The 19,504-nt window shown below is 49.4% G+C and carries 15 protein-coding genes and 1 other annotated feature; of the genes, 2 read left to right on the top strand and 13 right to left on the bottom strand.

The features are described 5' to 3' along the window. Positions 1–335: 335 nt before the first annotated feature. The 4 genes from htpG to ACLTOQ_RS13915 all read right to left on the bottom strand — a co-directional run bounded on the left by htpG (position 336) and on the right by ACLTOQ_RS13915 (position 7,425). On the bottom strand, positions 336–2,381 hold the full coding sequence (gene htpG, locus ACLTOQ_RS13930) for a molecular chaperone HtpG (RefSeq protein ID WP_412319695.1): 2,046 nt from the start codon (positions 2,379–2,381) through the stop codon (positions 336–338). Positions 2,382–2,689: 308 nt separating this feature from the next. Next, positions 2,690–3,700: a peptidyl-prolyl cis-trans isomerase gene (locus ACLTOQ_RS13925; RefSeq protein ID WP_262585808.1), complete on the bottom strand. Its 1,011-nt coding sequence runs from the start codon at positions 3,698–3,700 to the stop codon at positions 2,690–2,692. Positions 3,701–4,129: 429 nt separating this feature from the next. After that, a complete protein-coding gene (locus ACLTOQ_RS13920; RefSeq protein WP_412319693.1) occupies positions 4,130–6,256 on the bottom strand; it encodes a hypothetical protein in 2,127 nt (708 codons plus the stop codon). 83 nt (positions 6,257–6,339) lie between these two features. Beyond that, the gene (locus ACLTOQ_RS13915; protein ID WP_412319691.1) at positions 6,340–7,425 is read right to left on the bottom strand and encodes a PTS transporter subunit IIC; all 1,086 of its coding nucleotides are present in this window, start codon (positions 7,423–7,425) and stop codon (positions 6,340–6,342) included. Between the two features lie 248 nt (positions 7,426–7,673). Between ACLTOQ_RS13915 and ACLTOQ_RS13910 the strand changes: the two genes are divergently transcribed. Next, entirely contained in the window at positions 7,674–9,035 is a 1,362-nt protein-coding gene (locus ACLTOQ_RS13910) for an MATE family efflux transporter (protein ID WP_412319689.1), read from the top strand. 215 nt (positions 9,036–9,250) lie between these two features. Here ACLTOQ_RS13910 and ACLTOQ_RS13905 read toward each other — a convergent pair whose 3' ends face one another. The 9 genes from ACLTOQ_RS13905 to ACLTOQ_RS13865 form a co-directional block, all read right to left on the bottom strand. Next, positions 9,251–9,712 (bottom strand): SpoVA/SpoVAEb family sporulation membrane protein, encoded by a 462-nt coding sequence (locus tag ACLTOQ_RS13905; protein ID WP_262585813.1) that lies wholly within the window; start codon positions 9,710–9,712, stop codon positions 9,251–9,253. A gap of 52 nt (positions 9,713–9,764) precedes the next feature. Beyond that, entirely contained in the window at positions 9,765–10,241 is a 477-nt protein-coding gene (locus ACLTOQ_RS13900) for a stage V sporulation protein AB (RefSeq protein ID WP_262585814.1), read from the bottom strand. A gap of 14 nt (positions 10,242–10,255) precedes the next feature. Continuing rightward, entirely contained in the window at positions 10,256–10,882 is a 627-nt protein-coding gene (locus ACLTOQ_RS13895) for a stage V sporulation protein AA (protein ID WP_021915424.1), read from the bottom strand. Between the two features lie 186 nt (positions 10,883–11,068). After that, positions 11,069–11,806 carry a SigB/SigF/SigG family RNA polymerase sigma factor gene (locus ACLTOQ_RS13890; protein ID WP_021915425.1) on the bottom strand — a complete coding sequence of 246 codons (738 nt, stop codon included), beginning with the start codon at positions 11,804–11,806 and terminating at the stop codon, positions 11,069–11,071. Between the two features lie 3 nt (positions 11,807–11,809). Then, entirely contained in the window at positions 11,810–12,262 is a 453-nt protein-coding gene (spoIIAB, locus tag ACLTOQ_RS13885; RefSeq protein WP_262585816.1) for an anti-sigma F factor, read from the bottom strand. 124 nt (positions 12,263–12,386) lie between these two features. Further along, positions 12,387–12,719 (bottom strand): anti-sigma factor antagonist, encoded by a 333-nt coding sequence (locus tag ACLTOQ_RS13880; RefSeq protein WP_021915427.1) that lies wholly within the window; start codon positions 12,717–12,719, stop codon positions 12,387–12,389. A 191-nt stretch (positions 12,720–12,910) separates the two neighbouring features. After that, positions 12,911–14,320, bottom strand: a complete 1,410-nt coding sequence (locus tag ACLTOQ_RS13875) for a tetratricopeptide repeat protein (protein WP_308728077.1) — start codon at positions 14,318–14,320, stop codon at positions 12,911–12,913. A gap of 12 nt (positions 14,321–14,332) precedes the next feature. Next, positions 14,333–14,500 carry a hypothetical protein gene (locus ACLTOQ_RS13870; RefSeq protein WP_021915429.1) on the bottom strand — a complete coding sequence of 56 codons (168 nt, stop codon included), beginning with the start codon at positions 14,498–14,500 and terminating at the stop codon, positions 14,333–14,335. 297 nt (positions 14,501–14,797) lie between these two features. Further along, the gene (locus ACLTOQ_RS13865; protein ID WP_412319685.1) at positions 14,798–17,461 is read right to left on the bottom strand and encodes a valine--tRNA ligase; all 2,664 of its coding nucleotides are present in this window, start codon (positions 17,459–17,461) and stop codon (positions 14,798–14,800) included. 232 nt (positions 17,462–17,693) lie between these two features. Further along, positions 17,694–17,977, bottom strand: a binding site (T-box leader). Positions 17,978–18,140: 163 nt separating this feature from the next. On the opposite strand from ACLTOQ_RS13865, the gene trkA reads away from it, so the two are divergent. After that, entirely contained in the window at positions 18,141–19,499 is a 1,359-nt protein-coding gene (gene trkA, locus ACLTOQ_RS13860) for a Trk system potassium transporter TrkA (RefSeq protein ID WP_412319683.1), read from the top strand. Positions 19,500–19,504 lie beyond the last annotated feature (5 nt).

Here is a 19,504-nt window from a genome sequence, read left to right as displayed (position 1 = left end):
TCCATTCGGCTGCAGTGCGATCCGCGCGGAGCGTTTTTATCGTATGAAAACGAAGTTTCCTATACGATAATAAAGAATGTGCCTTGGCACATTCGCGCGCCGAGGCGCGGTTGCTTTAGCAACCATCTACCCTTGCGCCGAGTGCGCATCCGCGCGGAGCGTTTTTATCGTATGGAAACGAAGTTTCCCATACGATAAAAAGACCGCAGACAGGAATTGTATATTCATCCTGCATGCGGTCTTCGCATTTACTAGTACAGCGTTTCGTAAATAACGATGTACTAGTTTTCTCTGATGAGTTATTTGCAGCAACGCCATTTTCACAGCCTGCGCTTTTATTTTGCAAGCAGCAGCATAATGTCATTGGAGCGCGCTACAAACTTGGTCATCGCTTCCGGAGAAAGCGGTGCGTTCTGGAGCTTCGCCAGATCATAGAGCTGTTCGCAGATCATCTTTGTGTTTGCATCGTCTTCGTGCTCCGTAATGTAGGTTACGAGCGGATGGTTTGCATTCAATACCAGCGTCTCGCCCTCTGCACCGAACATGCTCATATCCATGCCGCCACCATACATCTTCATCATATCCTGCATTCTTCTGCTTTCTTCGGAAACCGTCAGAACAGAGGATACCTTTTTATTCTTGAGCTTTTCGATCTTTACCTTGATCTTGTCGTTTTTCAGTGCCTTCTGAACCAGCTTTTCAACCTTTTCCGCCTGCGCGTTTAATTCTTCCTGCGTCTTCTTGCTGGTCTTTGCCTTAAACGCATCGGTTAAGTCAGCATCGATTCTTGCAAAATGAATCCCCTCATTCTTTGCTTCCAGCTGAGAGATAAAGGGCTGGTCGATCCGGTCGGTCAGCATAACGGCATCCATTTTGGCAGCCTTGAACATGTTGATATACTGGCTCTGCTGTTTTTCATCTGTTACATAGTAGATGGTCTTGTCTTTCTTCTCTTCCTCAGCGGAATCTTCGTTCTTGTCCTCTACGACTTCTGCTTCTACCTTTTCGCCGTTCTCATCCACAGCACCCTCCTGGGTCTCATCCGGGTCAGTCTTATTGACTTCCAGGCACTCGGGCAGGGTCATATATTTGCCGTCCAGGTTCTTGAAGAGGATGTAATCCGTCATCTTCTCGCAGAATTTTTCGTCCTTTAAGCAGCCGAATTTGATGAACGGAGCGATATCATCCCAGTATTTCTCGTATTCATCCTTCTGGGTCTTGCACATGCCGGACAGCTTATCCGCAACCTTTTTGGTAATATAATCGGAAATTTTCTTTACAAAGCCATCGTTCTGCAGCGCGCTTCTGGACACGTTCAGCGGCAGATCAGGACAATCAATGACGCCCTTTAACAGCAGCAAAAATTCCGGAATTACTTCTTTAATATTATCGGCAATAAATACCTGATTGTTGTACAGCTTGATGACGCCCTCGATGGATTCGTATTCCATGTTGATCTTCGGGAAGTAAAGGATACCCTTTAAGTTGAACGGATAATCCATGTTCAGATGAATCCAGAACAGAGGCTCCTTGTAATCCATAAATACCTTGCGGTAGAAATCAATGTACTCTTCCTTTGTGCATTCACTGGGGTTCTTCGTCCAGAGCGGGTGAGTATCGTTGATCAGTTCCGGACGCTTTGTAATTTTGAGCTTATCCGGATCTTCTTCCTTTTCTTTCTTCACTTCTTCGATCACATGATCGCTGTCGAGCTTCTCACTCGCAAGAATCGTCTGTGTCTCAGGTGTATTGGCTCTGGAAACGTAAATTTCCACAGGCATGAAGGAACAATACTTTTTGATCACTTCGGTTGCCTTATACTCGTTGCAGAACTGCAGGCAGTCCTCGTTTAAGAACAGGGTAATGCAGGTACCGACTTCTGTGCGGGTACCATCCTGCATGTCATATTCTGTGCCGCCGTCGCACTCCCAGTGAACCGGCTTTGCATCCTTCTGCCAGGAAAGGGTATCGATATGCACCTCATCTGCTACCATAAATGCGGAATAGAAGCCCAGGCCGAAATGACCGATGATCTGGTCGTCGTTTGTCTTATCTTTATATTTTGCGATAAAATCTGTCGCGCCGGAAAATGCGATCTGGTTAATGTATTCCTCCACCTCATCCGCAGTCATGCCGACACCGTTATCGATAAACTGGATGGTCTTTGCATCCGGATCAACGATAACATCCACTCTGGGCTTGTAGCCTTCCGGAAGCTCGTATTCTCCCATCATATCCAGCTTCTTTAACTTCGTAATGGCATCGCAGCCGTTGGAAATCAGCTCTCTGTAAAAAATGTCATGATCCGAATATAACCACTTTTTAATAATCGGAAAAATATTGTCGCTGTTAATTGATAATGCTCCGTGCTTTTCAGCCATGAAATATCACGATCCTTTCTTTCTCAGTTCGTTTTCAGATGCCTGGAGAAGCTTTCCTCCAAGCTTTATCCATAGTGTAGTCCTGTCGTTTCAAAAAGTCAATAAAAAATTAGCACTCATTTTGACTGAGTGCTAATAATTCTTTGAAAGCCCGCATGGTTGCCGCGTTTCCCGCAATTCTAAATTTTTCATAAACAGGGTACAGCACACTGTCGGGCAGTTTTCATAAGCTGAAACGCAGCGTCCGACAGGGCAGTTTTCATAAGCCGGAAGCACGACGTCCTGCCGGAATGCCCAGCTATTCCTGCTCACTCCTGATGCTGGAAATACATCTGGTATACTTCAAAAAAGCTGGAAGTTTTGACATCGTCCTGATGAATCATCGTGACGGAATTCCAGAGTTCCTCGTTGAGCTGACGTACCAATGTCTGCTCAAACGCCGTATATTCCGTATCGAATGCCTCGCTCTGGCGCTGTTTTACTATTTTTTCCTTATTCGCTTTGGTCTGCGCCTCGTCGAACGTGCTGATACATTTTAAAATATAGTAACTTCCGTCTGATTCCACCACGTCACTGATCTCGTCCTTGCCGAGGTTAAACGCCGCCTTTTCCAGTGCTTCCGAAACCTCGCCTTTTCCAAACGACTGCGTCACCGTTTGGTCCTCGCTCTCTGCCTGCGCAAGCGTCTCAAAATCCACGCCTTCTTCTTTTGCCTTGCCAAGCACCTGGGAAGCTTTGGCAGAATCGCTGACCCTGATCATATCTACCGTGATGGTGCGCGCTTCATCGTCACTGACCTCCGGATTGACATTTTCTACAATCGTCTGATAAACCTTTTCTGCAAGCGCATACTCTTCATACATCTTCGTAATCAGATCCTGCGTCACGTTGAGTGCCGTCACTTCCGCGCTGTTCAAGGAAGTAAAATATTCCCTGCCCGCCGCTGCCGCACGCTCCTTTTCCTTATCATCCAGCGTCACTTCTTTTTTCTGGGCGAGCAGATTCATCACCTTGATTCTCGCCAGCTGTGTCAACACCTGTTCCCGTTCCTCCTGCTCCAGCGAAAGCTGTCCGTCGGAAGCGTTCCAGATCTGGCTTCCATAGACGGATTCATACTGATTCTGCATGTTCGTCAGATATACCATCACCTCCGGCAGCACACAAGACGCACTCGAAATCCGGAATACCTCGTTCTTTTTCAGACCCGCCGTCAGAACGACCTTCGTATTTTTCCCGCAGCCTGCCAGCGCAGAAATCATCATAACAGCCGCGCCCAGAAGCGCTGCAGCTTTACAAAATTTTGTTTTTTTATTTATCATCAATTTCTCAACTTTCTATTTTTATATTTTTATAGGAAAAAGAATGTGCTTTGGCACATTCTCGCGCTGAGGCGCAGTTGCTCCGGCAACCATCTACCCTTGCGCCGAGTGCGCATCCTCGCGGAGCGTTACTTATCGTATGGAAACGAAGTTTCCTATACGATAAAAGAATGTGCCTTGGCACATTCTCGCGCCGAGGCGCAGTTGCTTTGGCAGCCATCTACCCTTGCACCGAGCGCGCATCCTCGTAGAGCGTTACTTATCGTATGGAAACGAAGTTTCCTATACAACAATAGAATGCATGCTCTGTGAGCATTCTATTGTCATGAATAAATAAAGACCACAGCAAAAGCCGTGGTCTTTATTATAACGATCTTCCATCGAGAAGTCAACGCGCGACAGCGCACTCTGAAAAGTTTAAAACATTTTTCAAACTTTCCTCTCGATAAAAACTCCCATATGCGGGAGCAGGATTTTGCTGTCCAAATCCTGGTATAGCTCGGGATTCTGGAAATAGCGTGTTCCGGGTTCATCGATTCTGCACGGATAGGAGCTGTGGTTGACGATAACCGTACCGTTTTCAAATTCTGCGCGCTCAACGCCTTTTTTCCGGGTCAGTGTCGTGCCGAATTTTTCTTCCAGAAGCATCCCTACGGGATCTTTTTTCAGCATGGTCAAAGGGTACAGCTCGTTATTGCGCTGCGTCAACGGAACGTGCGGTGCGATTCTGCCGGTGTATTCAAAGCCGTAGAAAAATCCGATTTCGCAAACGGTTCCCTTCCCAAATGTGCGCTTGACAATCGCTGGCTTTTCGTCCGTTTCCCAGACTGCGAGCACGTCGGCGTTTTCCTCCTCGAAGCTGCCAAACTGCGTTCCGGTCAGCATTCCCTTTTCGCCGCTGCACTCAAACGAATCCTTTTCATGGGAAAGGCAGTGGCTGCCAACGCTCGCCTGTGCAAGCAAATCCATCGGTCCGTGCAGCAGCATTCCGCCATTTTTTACCCATGCTGCAATGCCCTGCTCCAGTTCAGAATCCGGGTCAAGCGCATAGCAGTCGTTTGCCGCGAGCACGAGCACCTCGTACTGATCTGCTGTCTGATCCTTGAAAATGCTGCCATCTACAACGTCAACGTCGATCTGCCAGTCCTCCAGAGCCTTATACCAGCCCAGAAGATCCAGCCGCCTGTCATGATTGTGCTCCGTGTCAAACGTCTCTGCAAGCGCCATCGCAGACGGGAACAGCACTGCTGCCTTTGCAGCTTTTCTCCCTCCGAGCCTCGAAACAACCTCTTTCCACCATCGGTTGCCTTCTTCTAAAGACCTGCAGAACGCTTCCGGCATCCGGTGTAACACGCCGCCGTCGTCTAACCCGCACATGCCGTAAGACGCATATCCGGAAGCGCCGGACGCCGCCAACGAGGCGACCGCCTCACACGGAGAAATCCACGCATATAGGTCATTATAAACAAATCTTCCCCAGTAAATGCCGCCGACAAAGGATCTGCCACGATTCATATTCCGCATCATGCTGTGTTGACATGCTGTCACATAGCAGTCCGGGTCGCCGTTTGGAAGCACCGGCACAGAAATAAAATGCGCCGCATCCACATACGGGGCAATCCGGTAAAAATCAGCGCCTCGCACCGCCGTATCCCACAGATCAGAAAGCCCTGCACCGGTTAAAAAGCTTCCATCCACGTTCAAAAAATATCCCCACTGGCTCAAATCCGGGCACAGATACAGCTGCGGATCAAGTGCATGGAGCTTTTTCTGCATCGCTTCAAAATAAAGCACCAGCTCGTCGCTTTTCCAGCGCTGGTTGTCCATCCATACGCGGCATTTTTCATCCCGGTCTTCCAGCTCTTTTTCCGAAAAACCATTTTTTCCAGGATAACGCAGTTCAAACCAGTATTGCTCGGGTTCGATCGTTTCAAAGCTGTTTGCTTCCGTTTTATAGAAACGGTTAAAGGTTTCAATATCTCCGTTATAGCGTTTTTCAAGCCAGCTGCGATAGCGCTTTTTTCCATCCTCATCGAAGCTCGGTGCAACGACCGGGTCCCACATGCTGCACAGCGGTTTCCTTTCTTTTCCGTCCACTTCGATCCGGGTCATATTTTCACCGTACATCTCTAAAAGCTGTGAAACGTGCTCCGTCATCGTCTCCTGCGCTTTCTCCGACCAATAACGATACCAGCGACCGTCATTGCCTTTTGCCGTCACAACAGATTCCCCGAACACCGGCGGGCTAAAACGAATATTCGGATACAGGTTATCTGCATTCAGATAAATCGCCAGAAATGTATGGCTCATCCCCTGCTTTTTGATCTGCTCCATCATAAACTCCTGCATGCCGACATACTGGCTCGCAGGCTTTCCCTCATAGCGTTCCCGAAAATCCTCCCAGTCCTTGGAATCGAGCAAAACACTGTTGAAGCCGAACTTTTTTAACAGCTCCATCCCCTCTGCGACAAACGCCTGATCGTCATACGCCGGTCGGTAGAAATTACCAAACCAGACGTTTAAGTACGGCGCTCCGCTCTTTTTTTCAGAAATCATATACCCTCCTTTTCTGCCGTAAATGCAGCAGTCTTTCCTCTGATAACGCTTTTATCTGAATGCTGCCTTCTTGTCCAAATGCTTTACAGCTTCAGGTCATCTTCTTTGATCCAGCCGATTTTTCTTAAAATCTGTCCAAACACCAGGCTCAGCACCGCCGGAAGCACGAAGCAGATCAAGATCATGCCGATCCAGTCAAACGCTGTAATCTGACTCCGACTGCCCGCTGCAATTTCTTCCAGCCAGCCGGTATAAACGCCGATCTGTCCCACCAGTCCGCAGGTTCCCATTCCGGAGGAAACTGCGGGTCCGTTCATCTGAAGCTGGAACAGACAGGTCGCAATCGGTCCGGTGATGGCTGCCGCCAGCGTCGGTGGAATCCAGATGCGCGGATTTTTTACGATATTGCCCATCTGCAGCATACTTGTGCCCAATCCCTGGGAAATTAGTCCGCTCCACTTGTTTTCTTTGAAACTCATCGCCGCAAAGCCGACCATCTGCGCACAGCAGCCCGCAACTGCCGCACCCCCGGCAAGCCCGGTTAAGTTCAGCGCCGCGCAAATCGCTGCAGAGCTGATCGGCAGCGTCAGCGCAACACCTACAATAACCGATACCAAAATACCCATAAAGAACGGCTGCAGCTCCGTCGCCCACATGATCAGGCTTCCGACTGCGCTCGCAGCAGCTCCGATTGTCGGCGCACACCACATCGACAGCAGCACTCCGGAAAGGATTGTCACCAGAGGCGTGACTAAAATATCAATCTTCGTTTCCTTGGAAACCGCCTTGCCGCATTCCGCCGCCACAATTGCAACGATCAAAACTGCAAGCGGTCCGCCCGCCCCGCCCAGCGAATTGGCTGCCGCCCCGACTGCAAGCAGGGAAAATAACACCAGCTGCGGTGCCTGCAGTGCATAGCCGATCGAAATTGCCATCGCCGGTCCGGCCACGCTTTTTGCAAAGCCTCCGGCGTCCACCAGCACCTGACTTCCGATCTGCTCTCCCAGCGTTCCGATAATTGTACCGATCAAAAGCGATGCAAACAATCCCTGCGCCATCGCGCCCAACGCGTCGATTCCATAACGTTTTGCCGAAAAAATAATATTTTTCCGTTTCAGGAAACGCTGCAGCGCATTTCCGGTTTCTGTCTGTTGTACTTTCTCATTCATCTCTCATCCCTCATGTCTCCGGATTTTTCATCCAATTTCTGCCGGCACTCTTTCCCGGAAGGGTGCCACAGTAGTATCTTTTTCATCTTACCACATCTGTAGTTTTTCTAACAGCATAAAAGGCATTCTTCTTCTGTAAAAAATGAGCTGTTTTCCCTATTTTCATCCATTTTATTTTCTGCTATGATACAGAAGGTTTTTATTTTCCGCAGACTTTTCCAATATTTCAGGAGGCGCATGATTTTTTCGTGAACACAAAAAAACAAACAGCAACACAACATCTTTTCACCAATAAACAGCTTCGGACGCTGCTTGTCCCCATCATGGTCGAGCAGCTTCTGTCTTCCCTGATGGGAACCGCCGACACGATGATGGTCAGCAACGTCGGCTCCGCTGCAATTTCCGCAGTTTCTCTCGTTGATGCAATCAACATTTTAGTGATTCAGGCGCTCTCCGCGCTGGCGGCAGGCGGCGCGATCCTCTGCTCCCAGTACCTCGGCAGTCAGAACCTGAAAAAGGCGAAGTGTTCCGCAGAGCAGGTGCTTTTCGTTATGCTCGTCCTTTCCTGTTCGCTGTCGCTTTTATGCCTGATCTTCCGTTTTCCGCTGCTTCGTCTGATTTTCGGCACTGTAGACACGGACGTTATGGCAAACTCCCAGATTTACTTTTTCTTCACACTTTTGTCGTTCCCATTCATCGGTCTATACGATGCAGGTGCTTCCATTTTGCGTGCACAAAACAACACCAAAGGTCCTATGACGATTTCCATCCTTTCCAACTTCTTAAATATCGGAGGAAATGCGATCCTGATCTTCGTCTTTGGCATGGGCGTCGCCGGCGCGGCAATTTCCACCCTGGTTTCCCGTATTTTCTGTGCGATCGTCGTGATCTGGCAGCTGAGAAACCCTGCAGAACAGATTTATGTACGCAACTACTTTTCTATCCGTCCGGACTGGTCTTTGATCAAACGCGTTTTATTCATCGGCATTCCATCCGGAATTGAGAACAGCATGTTCCAGTTCGGTAAGCTCGCCATTCAGTCAACCGTCTCCACTCTCGGTACGGTTGCCATCGCCGCGCAGGCAATGACCAGTATCCTGGAGGCATTAAACGGAATCGCCGCCATGGGTGTCGGCATCGGACTGATGACCGTCGTCGGTCAGTGTATCGGTGCAAAACGGAAAGATGAAGCGATTTATTACATCAAAAGGCTGTCCTGGCTTTCGGAAATCGTCATCCTCATCTCCTGTGCCGTCGTCTATCTGCTCGCAAAGCCGATCACTATCCTCGGCGGCATGGAAGCAGAAAGCGCCCGCCTCTGCCTGCAGATGGTCGCATTTATTACCATCACCAAACCGATTTCGTGGGTGCTTTCCTTTATTCCCGCCTACGGCATGCGCGCAGCCGGCGATGTGAAATTTTCCATGATTACCTCCTGTGCCAGCATGTGGCTGTGCCGGGTAAGCCTATGCATCTTTTTATGCCGCTTCTGTGGCTTCGGTCCCATCGCGGTTTGGATCGGCATGTTCGCAGACTGGAGCGTGCGTGCGGTCGTTTTCATGCTCCGCTTCCACTCCCGCAAGTGGCTCCAGCACCATGTGATCGACTAAGTTCACCCGTGCCTTTTTGCAGCCTGATTTCCTGCTCGCAGAAAAATCAGTCTGTAAGAAGGCACGAGGGGAGCGCCATTTCATGAGCAAAAGAAGCTGCGAAGCAGCGGGGAGCAGCGAAGCTGCGATTTTGCGAATGGCGCGGGTGAACGGCATCGTTTCAACAACATTCACCCGCAGCATTTTTGCAGACTGATTTCCTGCTCGCAGGAAAATTATAAAAGTGAACCGATCCATCCGATCAGTCCAAGCACCCAGCTGACAAAAATTCCATACAAAATAACCGGTCCGGCGATCGTAAAAATTTTGCAGCCGATTCCGAATACCTGTCCCTCCTTCTGAAATTCAATCGCCGGGGCGGCTACGGAATTGGCAAAACCGGTAATCGGAACCAGCGCCCCCGCCCCGCCCCACTTTACCAGAGACGGATAAATGTTAAAGCCGGTCAGAAGTGCGCTCGCCAGAACAAGCAGAATCGCGCACACGCTTCCTGCTGCCGCATCGTCCAATCCGTTTGACTTCGCAACGTTCAAAATAATCTGTCCTACCGTGCAGATTATACCGCCCGTCACAAATGCATGCAGCATCTGCAATGCAAGATTGTGTGTCGGCGTCACCTGTTTGACATATTTTTCATACTGTTTCTGAAAAGACTGGTCTGCCTGATACTTTTCCATATGCTGTTCCTTTCCGAATCTGCTGCACGATTCACCGTTTGTAACGGAGTTTTTACCGAAAAATAGGATGCCAGAAATACAACAGGCTTCCAACCGCTTTTCCCATCGCAATGGAAATCACCATCAGCCCGAGTCCGTGCCGAAAACCGATCCGACGCGTCAGAATCGGAATGGAGTCCAGCATTTCTGCAATTGCAAGTGCCAGACAGCCGACGAAAATTCCGGCAAACAGACCGGTCAGGGCTTCCGCCGTCAGAACCAGCCACTCAAAAGCTGCTCCCGCTTCCAACCTTTTCTGCAACCATTCCCTGCCAAAAATTACTGCACCCGGAAATACACTTGCCAGACAGCCGACGAGCGTTCCAAAGACAACCATTTCCTCGTACAGAAAAATTTTTTCCCCCGTGTGGGTCTTTCCTGCAAAGCGTGGCACAAGTCCTACCGAAAGCAGCACCGTAAAAACGCCTGCCGAAACGAGAATGCCTGCGCCCAGTCCGACAACCACCGGCAAAAGCTTCGATAAAATCACAATTTTCCCCCCTTTCAGACGTCCAGCGTCTTTTTTTCCCGATCTGCAGTTTCTGTCAATGCCTGATTGACGTCCGTTTCATATTTACGCATTTCCACTTCGATCGGTGTCGGATCGGACGTAATCCTCCTCCCACCGATATGGTTGAAAAACACCAAAATGCCAAGTGCCAGCCCGATCGAATACGCGATTTCCAGCGCTGTAACCGACTGCGGCTCCTGTCCGGTCAAAAGCTCGTAAATTTGCCCGAACACCTCGCGAATCCCGATGTCGTTATGAAACGCCATGATCGTAAACGCTGCGCCAAAAAAGCAGATGCAGCAGACAAAGACGATTTTGCACACCTGCCAGAAGCCCGGATAACGACTGACTTTTACCTGCTCCACCACCGTTTCCGGCGCGCCGATGCTTTCCACCTCCAGATTCGGATTGTCCTGCTGCAAAAGCGAAATCACAAAAAGCGCGCTAACCACCCGGCGCCCCTTATCTTTTTCCTCAAATCGGAAAACAGGAAGCGTTCTGCATCGATTCTGCACGCTTTGCGTTTTACAATATAATTTTCCAAGATCGCTGATATGCACGCTTTCACCGGACAGCTCTGCGTTTTGCTCAAGCTTTAAATACAGCACTTCTTTCGGCATCTGTATGTTCCTCCTGTTTCACACAGTATGCACCCGGGCAAAAAAAGTTATGCAGATCAGACGTTTTTTCTTTTTCGGGCTGTCTGCAAAAATCGTACCATCTGCCGCCAGCTGGTTCTACGCACTGCCCTGCTGCCATCGCTGCCGCCGAGCGCTTTCTACAGCTATGCAGTCCTCATCGCTGTCCTACACCCCCGACCGCTCTCGCATGCGGATCAGGATTTTCTTTTCCATCCGGCTAACCTGCACCTGGCTGATACCGAGTTTTTTGGCGATCTGGGCCTGCGTCTGATCCTCGTAGTAGCGCAGCCGGATCAGGATTTTTTCCTGTTCGGGAAGCTCGTCTATAAGCTGTTTTAACAGCATCCGGTCTACCAGCCGGTTCTTTTCTGCGTCCTCCCAGGTGTTGTCTGCAGACCGTGCCGCAAGCTGATCCATCAGCGCGATCTCTTTCCCATCCCCCTCATAGACCGGCTTTGACAGCGATTCAACCTCCCCGGCTGCAGCGACCGCCATGACCGCGTCTTCATAGGCGATTCCTGTTTTTTCACACAGCTCGCGCAGCGTCGGGTCGCGTCCCTCCTGCGTCTGAATGCGCGCAGCCTCCTGCCGCAGCTTATAATTCGCATCCTTTAATGACCGGCTGACCTTGACCGGTCCATCATCGCGCAGAAAACGCCGGATCTCTCCTGCAATCAGAGGAACCGCATATGTAGAAAATTTGACATCGTAGCTTAAATCAAAATGATCAATCGCTTTCATCAGTCCGATCGTTCCGGTCTGGAACAGATCCTCTACCTCGTATCCCCGCCCTGCAAACCGTTTCACAATATGGTGAACTAGTCCCAGATTTTCTTCTATCAGTATTTTTCTGGCAGACGCATCTCCTGCCTGCGCCTTTTCGATCAATACTGATATTTCCATGTGCTACTCCTCTTCTTGATCCGGATCACTGACCCACGGCGCATTTCCCAGTTTTTTTTCCATAATCACACGCGTCCCCTTCCCCACGGTCGATTCCACCTCCAGGCAGTCCATAAACGCTTCCATAAAAGAAAATCCCATACCGGAACGTTCCAGATCCGGGCGCGTCGTGAACATCGGCTCCATCGCCTGTTCCACATTTTCGATCCCGCAGCCCTGATCGGTGATTTCCATTTTCAAAAGATCCTTTTCCAGCACACAGGAAATTTCAATCGTTCCTCCCTGCTCCTTATATCCGTGGATGACTGCGTTTGTAACTGCCTCCGAAACGGCAGTTTTGACGTCCTCGATCTCCTCCAGTGTCGGATTTAAGGGCGTCAAAAACGCCGCTACAGCAACCCTCGCAAAGCCTTCGTTTTCCGGCAGGGCTTCAAATTCCACTTTCATGTTATTCATGCTTTCCTCTCATTTCTGCGCACGCTTTTTGCGCATGCCGAGTTTGTGTCAAGTGCGCGCAGACACAAATCTCGCGATTGAAAAATTTTATTCATGACAATAGAATGCTCGCAGAGCGTACATTCTATTGTTTTTCAATCTTTTCTTCCTGATCTATCATCTCCACGATATCGCCGATGCCCGACATTTCCAAAATTTTCCGGATGCGCCGGTTGGCGTGAATTACATACACCTTGCCTCCAAAACAGGAAATCTTGCGGTAACGCCCCGCCAGTACGCCGATGCCGGAGCTGTCCATAAATTTTGTGTCGGAAAAATCAAACACGATGTGGCTGACGCTGTTGTCCAACATCATGTGATCCGCCCTCCTGCAGATCACGCTGCAACTGTGGTGGTCGATTTCTTCCGGCAGGCGGATCATCAGATAGTGATCGATAATTTTATAATCCTCTTCCATGCTACTCTCCTTTTTCTATATAAATTTCGTGCAGGCACAAACGGCTTGGGGACCTTAACCGTGAAATAGCTATCCCCGAATTGCCGCACGGCAATCTGCAAACATTCTGAATCCGTAGATAGCAAAAAAAGGACAAAAAGCTATTGTGCTTTTCATCCTCTTTTGTAAAATCCTTTTTAAATTGTCGCCTTTTAATTGTCCAGCTGATCCAGCGCGCGCTGGGACTGGGTTGCTTTTTCCGTGTTCGGGAACAGTTCAATTACCTTCTGGTAGGTTTCCTTCGCCTGGCGCTTGTTGCCGTTGTCGCGATAGGAATTTGCCAGCGCATAAAGCGCTTCACTGTTCGTCTCATCATAGGAAACCGCTTTCGTCAGGTTTTCAATCGCCGTCTCATAATCCCCGGAACGATATGCCTTGTAGCCGGTGTCATAATAGTTCGCTGCAAGGTCTGTGCCAGTGTCCTGCAAAAGCTGTTGATAGAGCTTACGCGCCGCCTCGGAGGTGTCGCTGCTCTCCATCGCATCGCGGCTGATCTTGTCCACCGCTTCGGAAAGTGCTTCGATATCGTCCGGCGTCTCCATATAGACACTTGCTGCATTCAACAGCGCTTCTACCGCGCTCATGCTGCCGTCCGCGCCGGACAGCTTGCCGTTCTGCGCCGTCAGCTCGTCATTTTCCTTAGTCAGCGTCTCTATCTGCTGATTTAAGCTGGAAATCTCTGCATTTTTGCGGTCGGCTTCTTCCCCGACTGCTGTCAGCTTATTGTTTAACTCCGTCTGTGCGATCTGTACCCGCGCAGGCAGGATCAAAAACCAGGATACCGCTACACCGACCGCAAGACCTGCGAGCGTTCCCCACAGCCACCCGAAGCTCTTTTTCGGTTCTATCTGGCTGATCGGCTGAATAATCGTCTCATTGCCGCTCTGGTATTTGACGACTTCCTCGCCCTTTCCCTGTTTGCGGACAAATTTCCCGTCATCATCGGTTTTTAACGCAATGTCCACTTCATGCATATACCGAAGCGCCGTCGTATTCGCGCAGTCGATCCGCAGGCAGCGGGTCAGCTCCTTGCGCGCTTTCTCCCAGTCCGCCGCATCCATGTACAAAAGCGCCAAAAGCAGATGTGCCTGTACAAAATTCGGATGGTCGGAAAGCACCTTTTTCAACTGAATCCGCGCCAAATCCTTGCTGTCCTGATAACAGTAGTTGAGCGCCTGATTATATTTCCGGCTCATCTGTGCAAACTCTTCCAGCTGCGTCGGGCTCTTCTGTACGGCGTTGATGTAATCATCCGCGATATTTTTCTCCGGGCGGAGGTTTTTGCTGATGACCCATTCACTCAGCGCCGGAACGGTCTCGCCCATTTCAAAATAAATCAATCCCAGGAGGTTTCTCGCCTCGATATGATATTTGTTGAATTTCAACGACAGCTTCAGACTCTCGATCGCACCGGAAAGATCCCGGACACCGGCTTTATCCAGACCGTCATTATAATAATAATTGGAAATGCTCAGAAGCTTCTTATATCTCGAAACATCTGCCCCGCAGTTCGTGCAGAAATTCTTTTCTGTCAGATCTGCTCCACAATTATAGCACTGCATATATTTGCTCCTTTACTCTTTCTTCCCGGCGGCATCGGCCATTTCTTTTTCCTGCTCTTTGACCATGTCTACCAGAATATCCGTAAAGTCTGTCATATTGTGGTTTATAATCACATCCTCCGCCTCATCGATTTCAAGGCTGGGATGGAACTTTTTCAATTCTTCTTCAAAGTTGATCATGCGCATCCTCCCGCTTATCTGCTCTTATCCTCATGGATTCAATACCATTATAATACGCAGGGCACACAAAAAAATCAATCTAATTTTTCCGGAAATTCAGGAAAGCACTTCGCATTTTCGCGTTTTTCCGTCAGAAACTGCGGACATGCTGCAATCCCGTCCGGTTTAGAGGAATGCAGCGTTGCATGAACAAAAACAGAGCGGCTCTGCTTTTGTTACAAAACCGCCCTGCACTTTCCTATTAATAAAAAACTTAATAAGAAAACCATATTTCGCTGAAAGCATGCATCTTCCCGCTTACTTGCACAGCTGACCTAACCGTTCTTTTACCTGTTCCATCATCTGCGTGTATTTTTCCAGCTTGCCGCGCTCTTCTGCGATCTTGCTTTCCGGTGCCTTGCTCATGAAACGCTCATTGTGCAGCATGCCATTTACTCTGGAAAGCTCGCCCTCGAGGCGCTTCTCTTCTTTTTCCAGACGCTCGATCTCTTTTGCAAGATCAACCAGCTCTGCAAATGGAATATAAAGGGTTGCGTTCGGGATCACAACGGATACCGCGTCCTCTGCGATACCTGTCTTGTCCGCCTGACAGGTCACATCGGATGCGCTCGCCAGGGATGCAAAGAACAGCTTGCCCTCCTCGAAGGTATTTTGCAGCTCTTTCTGGTCGCTTACCACATAAACATGGGCTTTTCTGGAAGGCGGAACGTTCATGCTGGTACGGACGTTGCGGACGCCGCGGACAGCTTCCTTGAGGATTTCAATCTCCTGCTCTTCTTTCTCGAAGTGTCTCTCTTGCTGATAAACCGGCCAGGAGGAAATCATGATGGATTCCTCTTCGGACTGCAGGGTGCAGAAGATTTCTTCGGTAATAAAAGGCATATACGGATGCAGAAGTTTTAAAGCGTCGATCAGGACAGTTTTTAACGTCCACAGTGCAGCGTTCTGGCTGTCGGCATCGTCCGTCGCATACAGACGGGGTTTTACCATCTCGATATACCAGTCGCAGAATTCATCCCAGATAAAGTCATAAACCTTCTGTACGGCAACACCCAGCTCGAAGTTTTCCATGTTGTCGGTCACTTCTTTTACGACGTTATTCAAACGGGAGAGAATCCACTTATCGGCAGGCTCCAGATGCGCAGACGCATCCGCAGGAACTTCTTTGCCTTCCATATTCATCAGGATGAAACGGGATGCGTTCCATACCTTGTTTGCAAAGTTTCTGTTCGCTTCTACACGCTCCATGTAGAAACGCATGTCGTTGCCGGGCGCATTGCCGGTGATCAGCGTCAGGCGCAGTGCGTCCGCACCGTATTTGTCGATGATTTCCAGCGGATCGATACCGTTTCCGAGGGATTTGCTCATCTTGCGTCCCTGAGAGTCTCTTACAAGTCCGTGGAACAGTACTGTTTTAAACGGCTTTTCGCCCATCTGCTCATATCCGGAGAAAATCATACGGATAACCCAGAAGAAAATGATATCGTAACCAGTTACAAGCACATCAGTCGGATAGAAATATTCCAGCTCCTTCGTCTTTTCCGGCCAACCGAGAGTGGAGAAGGGCCACAGCGCGGATGAAAACCAGGTATCCAGCGTATCGGGATCCTGTGTAAAATGTGTGCCGCCGCACTTCGGGCAAACAGTCGGCTCGGTGCGCGCTACCACGGTTTCGCCGCAGGAATCGCAGTAATAAGCCGGAATTCTGTGTCCCCACCACAGCTGTCTGGAAATACACCAGTCTTTGATGTTGTCCGTCCAGTTGAAGTAAGTCTTTTCCATGCGCTCCGGAATCAGACGGATTTCCTTATCCTGAACTGCTTTTACTGCGGGCTTGATCAGCTCGTCCATCTTTACAAACCACTGCTTTTTGATCATAGGCTCGATAGTCGTGCCGCAGCGGTCATGGGTGCCTACATTATGGCTGTAGTCTTCGATCCGGACTAACAGACCCATATCATCTAATTCCTTCACAATGGCTTTTCTCGCTTCATAGCGATCCATGCCTTCGAACTTACCGCCGTTTTCATTGATGGTTGCATCATCATTTAAGATATTAATCTGCTCCAGGTTATGACGTTTTCCTACCTCAAAGTCATTCGGGTCATGTGCCGGAGTGATCTTTACAACGCCGGTACCAAATTCCATATCTACATAGGAATCCGCAACGATCGGAATCTGACGGTTTACAATCGGCAGCAGAACCTTTCTGCCAACCAGATGCTGATAACGCTCGTCGGACGGGTTAACTGCAACCGCACTGTCGCCCAGCATGGTTTCCGGACGGGTGGTCGCAAATTCCAGAAATTCTGTCGTGCTTACCTCTCCGTTTTCATCGATCAGCGGATATTTGATATGCCAGAAATGACCAGCCTGTTCTTCGTATACAACCTCTGCATCAGAAATAGAAGTTTTGCAGACAGGACACCAGTTGCCGATTCTGTTTCCTTTATAAATCCAGCCTTTTTCGTGCATGCGGCAGAATACTTCTGTAACAGCCTGATTGCTGCCTTCGTCCATCGTGAAACGGAGTCTGTCCCAGTCACAGGAGGATCCCAGCTTCTTTAACTGATTGATGATTCTCCCACCGTATTCCTCTTTCCATTCCCAGGCGCGCTTTAAAAATCCTTCTCTGCCGAGGTCACGCTTATCGATGCCTTCTTTTTTGAGGGTCTCGATAATTTTAACCTCTGTTGCAATGCTTGCATGGTCTGTTCCGGGCTGCCAGAGCGCATTATATCCCTGCATTCTCTTAAAACGGATCAGAATATCCTGCATGGTATTGTCCAGCGCGTGCCCCATATGCAGCTGTCCTGTGATATTCGGGGGCGGAATGACGATGGTAAACGGTTTCTTGCTCTCGTCTACTTCCGCATGAAAATATTTCTTATCCAGCCATTTCTGGTACAGACGATCCTCAATGCCATGGGGATCATAGGTTTTTGCCAGTTCCTTGCTCATTGTTTCCTCCATTTTCATTTTTGCCGCTATAGGGCTTTGGGACGCCGAGAGAAAAAATCAGAAATCCTGCGAATGAAAAAGAATGTGCCTTGGCACATTCTCGCGCCGAGGCGCGGTTGCTTCGGCAACCATCTACCCTTGCGCCGAGTGCGCATCCTCGCGGAGCTTTTTTTATCTTATGGAAACGAAGTTTCCTATACGATAAAAAAACGCCCTTCGACAGAAAACTCTGTCAAAGGGCGTCTGAATCCAAACGCGGTACCACCTTTGTTTTCCGGAAAAACTGATCTGCTGCAGAGACTGCGCCGCCAGCTGTTTCGGAATCTTGTCGCGGTCATTCCTCTAGAACCGCTGTCCGATAACGGGGACTACCGTGAAAGCTTACCACGCAGCTGCGCATTCAGCTCTCCGATTCCAAAGCCACATTCCGTTCTCCTTTGCTCAGGTCTCCTTTCAGCGATCCGGGACCCTCTCTGTCAGCCGGGTAAACGTACTCTTCTTCTTCCTCATCTTTGTCCGTGTACTATGTACACTATAGGGAAGAATTAAATTTTTGTCAAGAATATTTATTGCAATTGCAATAAATTTGCGTCGTGCTATAATGAGTGCTAGTGAGTGGGAGTAGTCCCTATCTGCTCCTTACACACGACGAATAACAAGTTCAAAAGATGAGGCTAACATGAAAATTATTATTATTGGCTGCGGCAAGGTCGGCCTGACACTGGCGGAACTGCTTTCCGCTGAAAAACACGATGTCGTACTGATAGATGAATCCTCCCAGAAGCTCTCCTCCATCCCGGAAGAGCTGGATGCTCTGCGCATTCTTGGAAACGGTGCCAGCGTCAATATCCAGCAGGAGGCGGGCGTTGAAGAAGCCGATCTGTTAATTGCAGTGACCGGTTCCGACGAATTAAACCTGCTCTGCTGCCTGATTGCCAAAAAGGCGGGCAACTGCCATACCATTGCCCGCGTCCGCAATCCGATTTATAATAAGGAAATCGGATTCATCAAGGAAAAGCTCGGCATCTCCATGATTATCAATCCAGAGCTGACCGCCGCAACGGAAATTTCCCGTCTGCTGCGTTTTCCCTCCGCGATCAAGATCGACACCTTTGCAAAAGGACGCGTGGAGCTGTTAAAATTCCGCATCAAACCGGAGTTTCACTTAAATAACATGCCGGTCAGCCAGATCGGCTCCCATACAAACAGCGACATTTTAATCTGCGCCGTAGAGCGCGGCGACTTGATCGCGATCCCGGATGGTAATTTTATCCTGCGGGACAACGATCTCTTGTCCATCATCGCTTCCCCGCAGAATGCCTCCACCTTTTTCAAACACATCGGCTTTAAAACCGGTCAGGTCAAAAACGCGATGATCGTCGGCGGCGGAAAGCTCGGCTATTACACAGCAAGCCTCCTGCAGGCGATGAATATCAACGTCCGCATCGTGGAAAACAACCGTGACCGCTGCGAACAGCTGAGCGTGCTTTTACCTGATTCCACCATCATCTATGGAGACGGAACGGACAAGCAGCTGCTGTTGGAAGAAGGTCTTTCCGAAGCGGAATCCTTTTTGACCTTAACCGGTCTGGATGAGGAGAATATCCTGCTTTCTCTGTTCGCCAAGGCAAACTCCAACGCAAAACTCATCACAAAGGTGACAAAAATCGCCTTTACCGAGATTATCAACAACCTCGATATCGGCAGCGTCATTTATCCTAAGCATCTGACGGCAGACTATATTTTACAGTATGTCCGCGCGATGTCCAATTCCATCGGCAGTAACGTCGAGACGCTGTATCAAATTCTGGACGGACGCGCAGAGGCGCTGGAATTTGCCATCCATGATACCTCTGCCGTCACGGATATTCCGCTGGCAGAGCTGAAATTAAAATCCAACCTGCTGATCGGCAGCATCAACCGAAAGGGTAAAACCTGGATTCCCCGTGGTCAGGATACGATCCAGGTCGGTGACACTGTCATCATCGTTACCACTCAGAAAGGTCTCGGCGATATCCTGGATATCCTGAGAAAATAGGTACG

Source organism: Gallintestinimicrobium sp. (assembly GCF_046968865.1).
In the GTDB taxonomy this organism is placed as follows: Bacteria; Bacillota; Clostridia; order Lachnospirales; family Lachnospiraceae; genus Gallintestinimicrobium; species Gallintestinimicrobium propionicum.
This window is presented reverse-complemented; position numbering and strand designations above follow the sequence as displayed.

Coding starts and splice junctions, on each gene's coding strand:
- htpG (WP_412319695.1), bottom strand. CDS start 2,381: ATGGCTGAAAAGCACGGAGCATTATCAATTAACAGCGACAATATTTTT.
- ACLTOQ_RS13925 (WP_262585808.1), bottom strand. CDS start 3,700: ATGATAAATAAAAAAACAAAATTTTGTAAAGCTGCAGCGCTTCTGGGC.
- ACLTOQ_RS13920 (WP_412319693.1), bottom strand. CDS start 6,256: ATGATTTCTGAAAAAAAGAGCGGAGCGCCGTACTTAAACGTCTGGTTT.
- ACLTOQ_RS13915 (WP_412319691.1), bottom strand. CDS start 7,425: ATGAATGAGAAAGTACAACAGACAGAAACCGGAAATGCGCTGCAGCGT.
- ACLTOQ_RS13905 (WP_262585813.1), bottom strand. CDS start 9,712: ATGGAAAAGTATCAGGCAGACCAGTCTTTTCAGAAACAGTATGAAAAA.
- ACLTOQ_RS13895 (WP_021915424.1), bottom strand. CDS start 10,882: ATGCCGAAAGAAGTGCTGTATTTAAAGCTTGAGCAAAACGCAGAGCTG.
- ACLTOQ_RS13890 (WP_021915425.1), bottom strand. CDS start 11,806: ATGGAAATATCAGTATTGATCGAAAAGGCGCAGGCAGGAGATGCGTCT.
- spoIIAB (WP_262585816.1), bottom strand. CDS start 12,262: ATGAATAACATGAAAGTGGAATTTGAAGCCCTGCCGGAAAACGAAGGC.
- ACLTOQ_RS13880 (WP_021915427.1), bottom strand. CDS start 12,719: ATGGAAGAGGATTATAAAATTATCGATCACTATCTGATGATCCGCCTG.
- ACLTOQ_RS13875 (WP_308728077.1), bottom strand. CDS start 14,320: ATGCAGTGCTATAATTGTGGAGCAGATCTGACAGAAAAGAATTTCTGC.
- ACLTOQ_RS13870 (WP_021915429.1), bottom strand. CDS start 14,500: ATGATCAACTTTGAAGAAGAATTGAAAAAGTTCCATCCCAGCCTTGAA.
- ACLTOQ_RS13865 (WP_412319685.1), bottom strand. CDS start 17,461: ATGAGCAAGGAACTGGCAAAAACCTATGATCCCCATGGCATTGAGGAT.
- trkA (WP_412319683.1), top strand. CDS start 18,141: ATGAAAATTATTATTATTGGCTGCGGCAAGGTCGGCCTGACACTGGCG.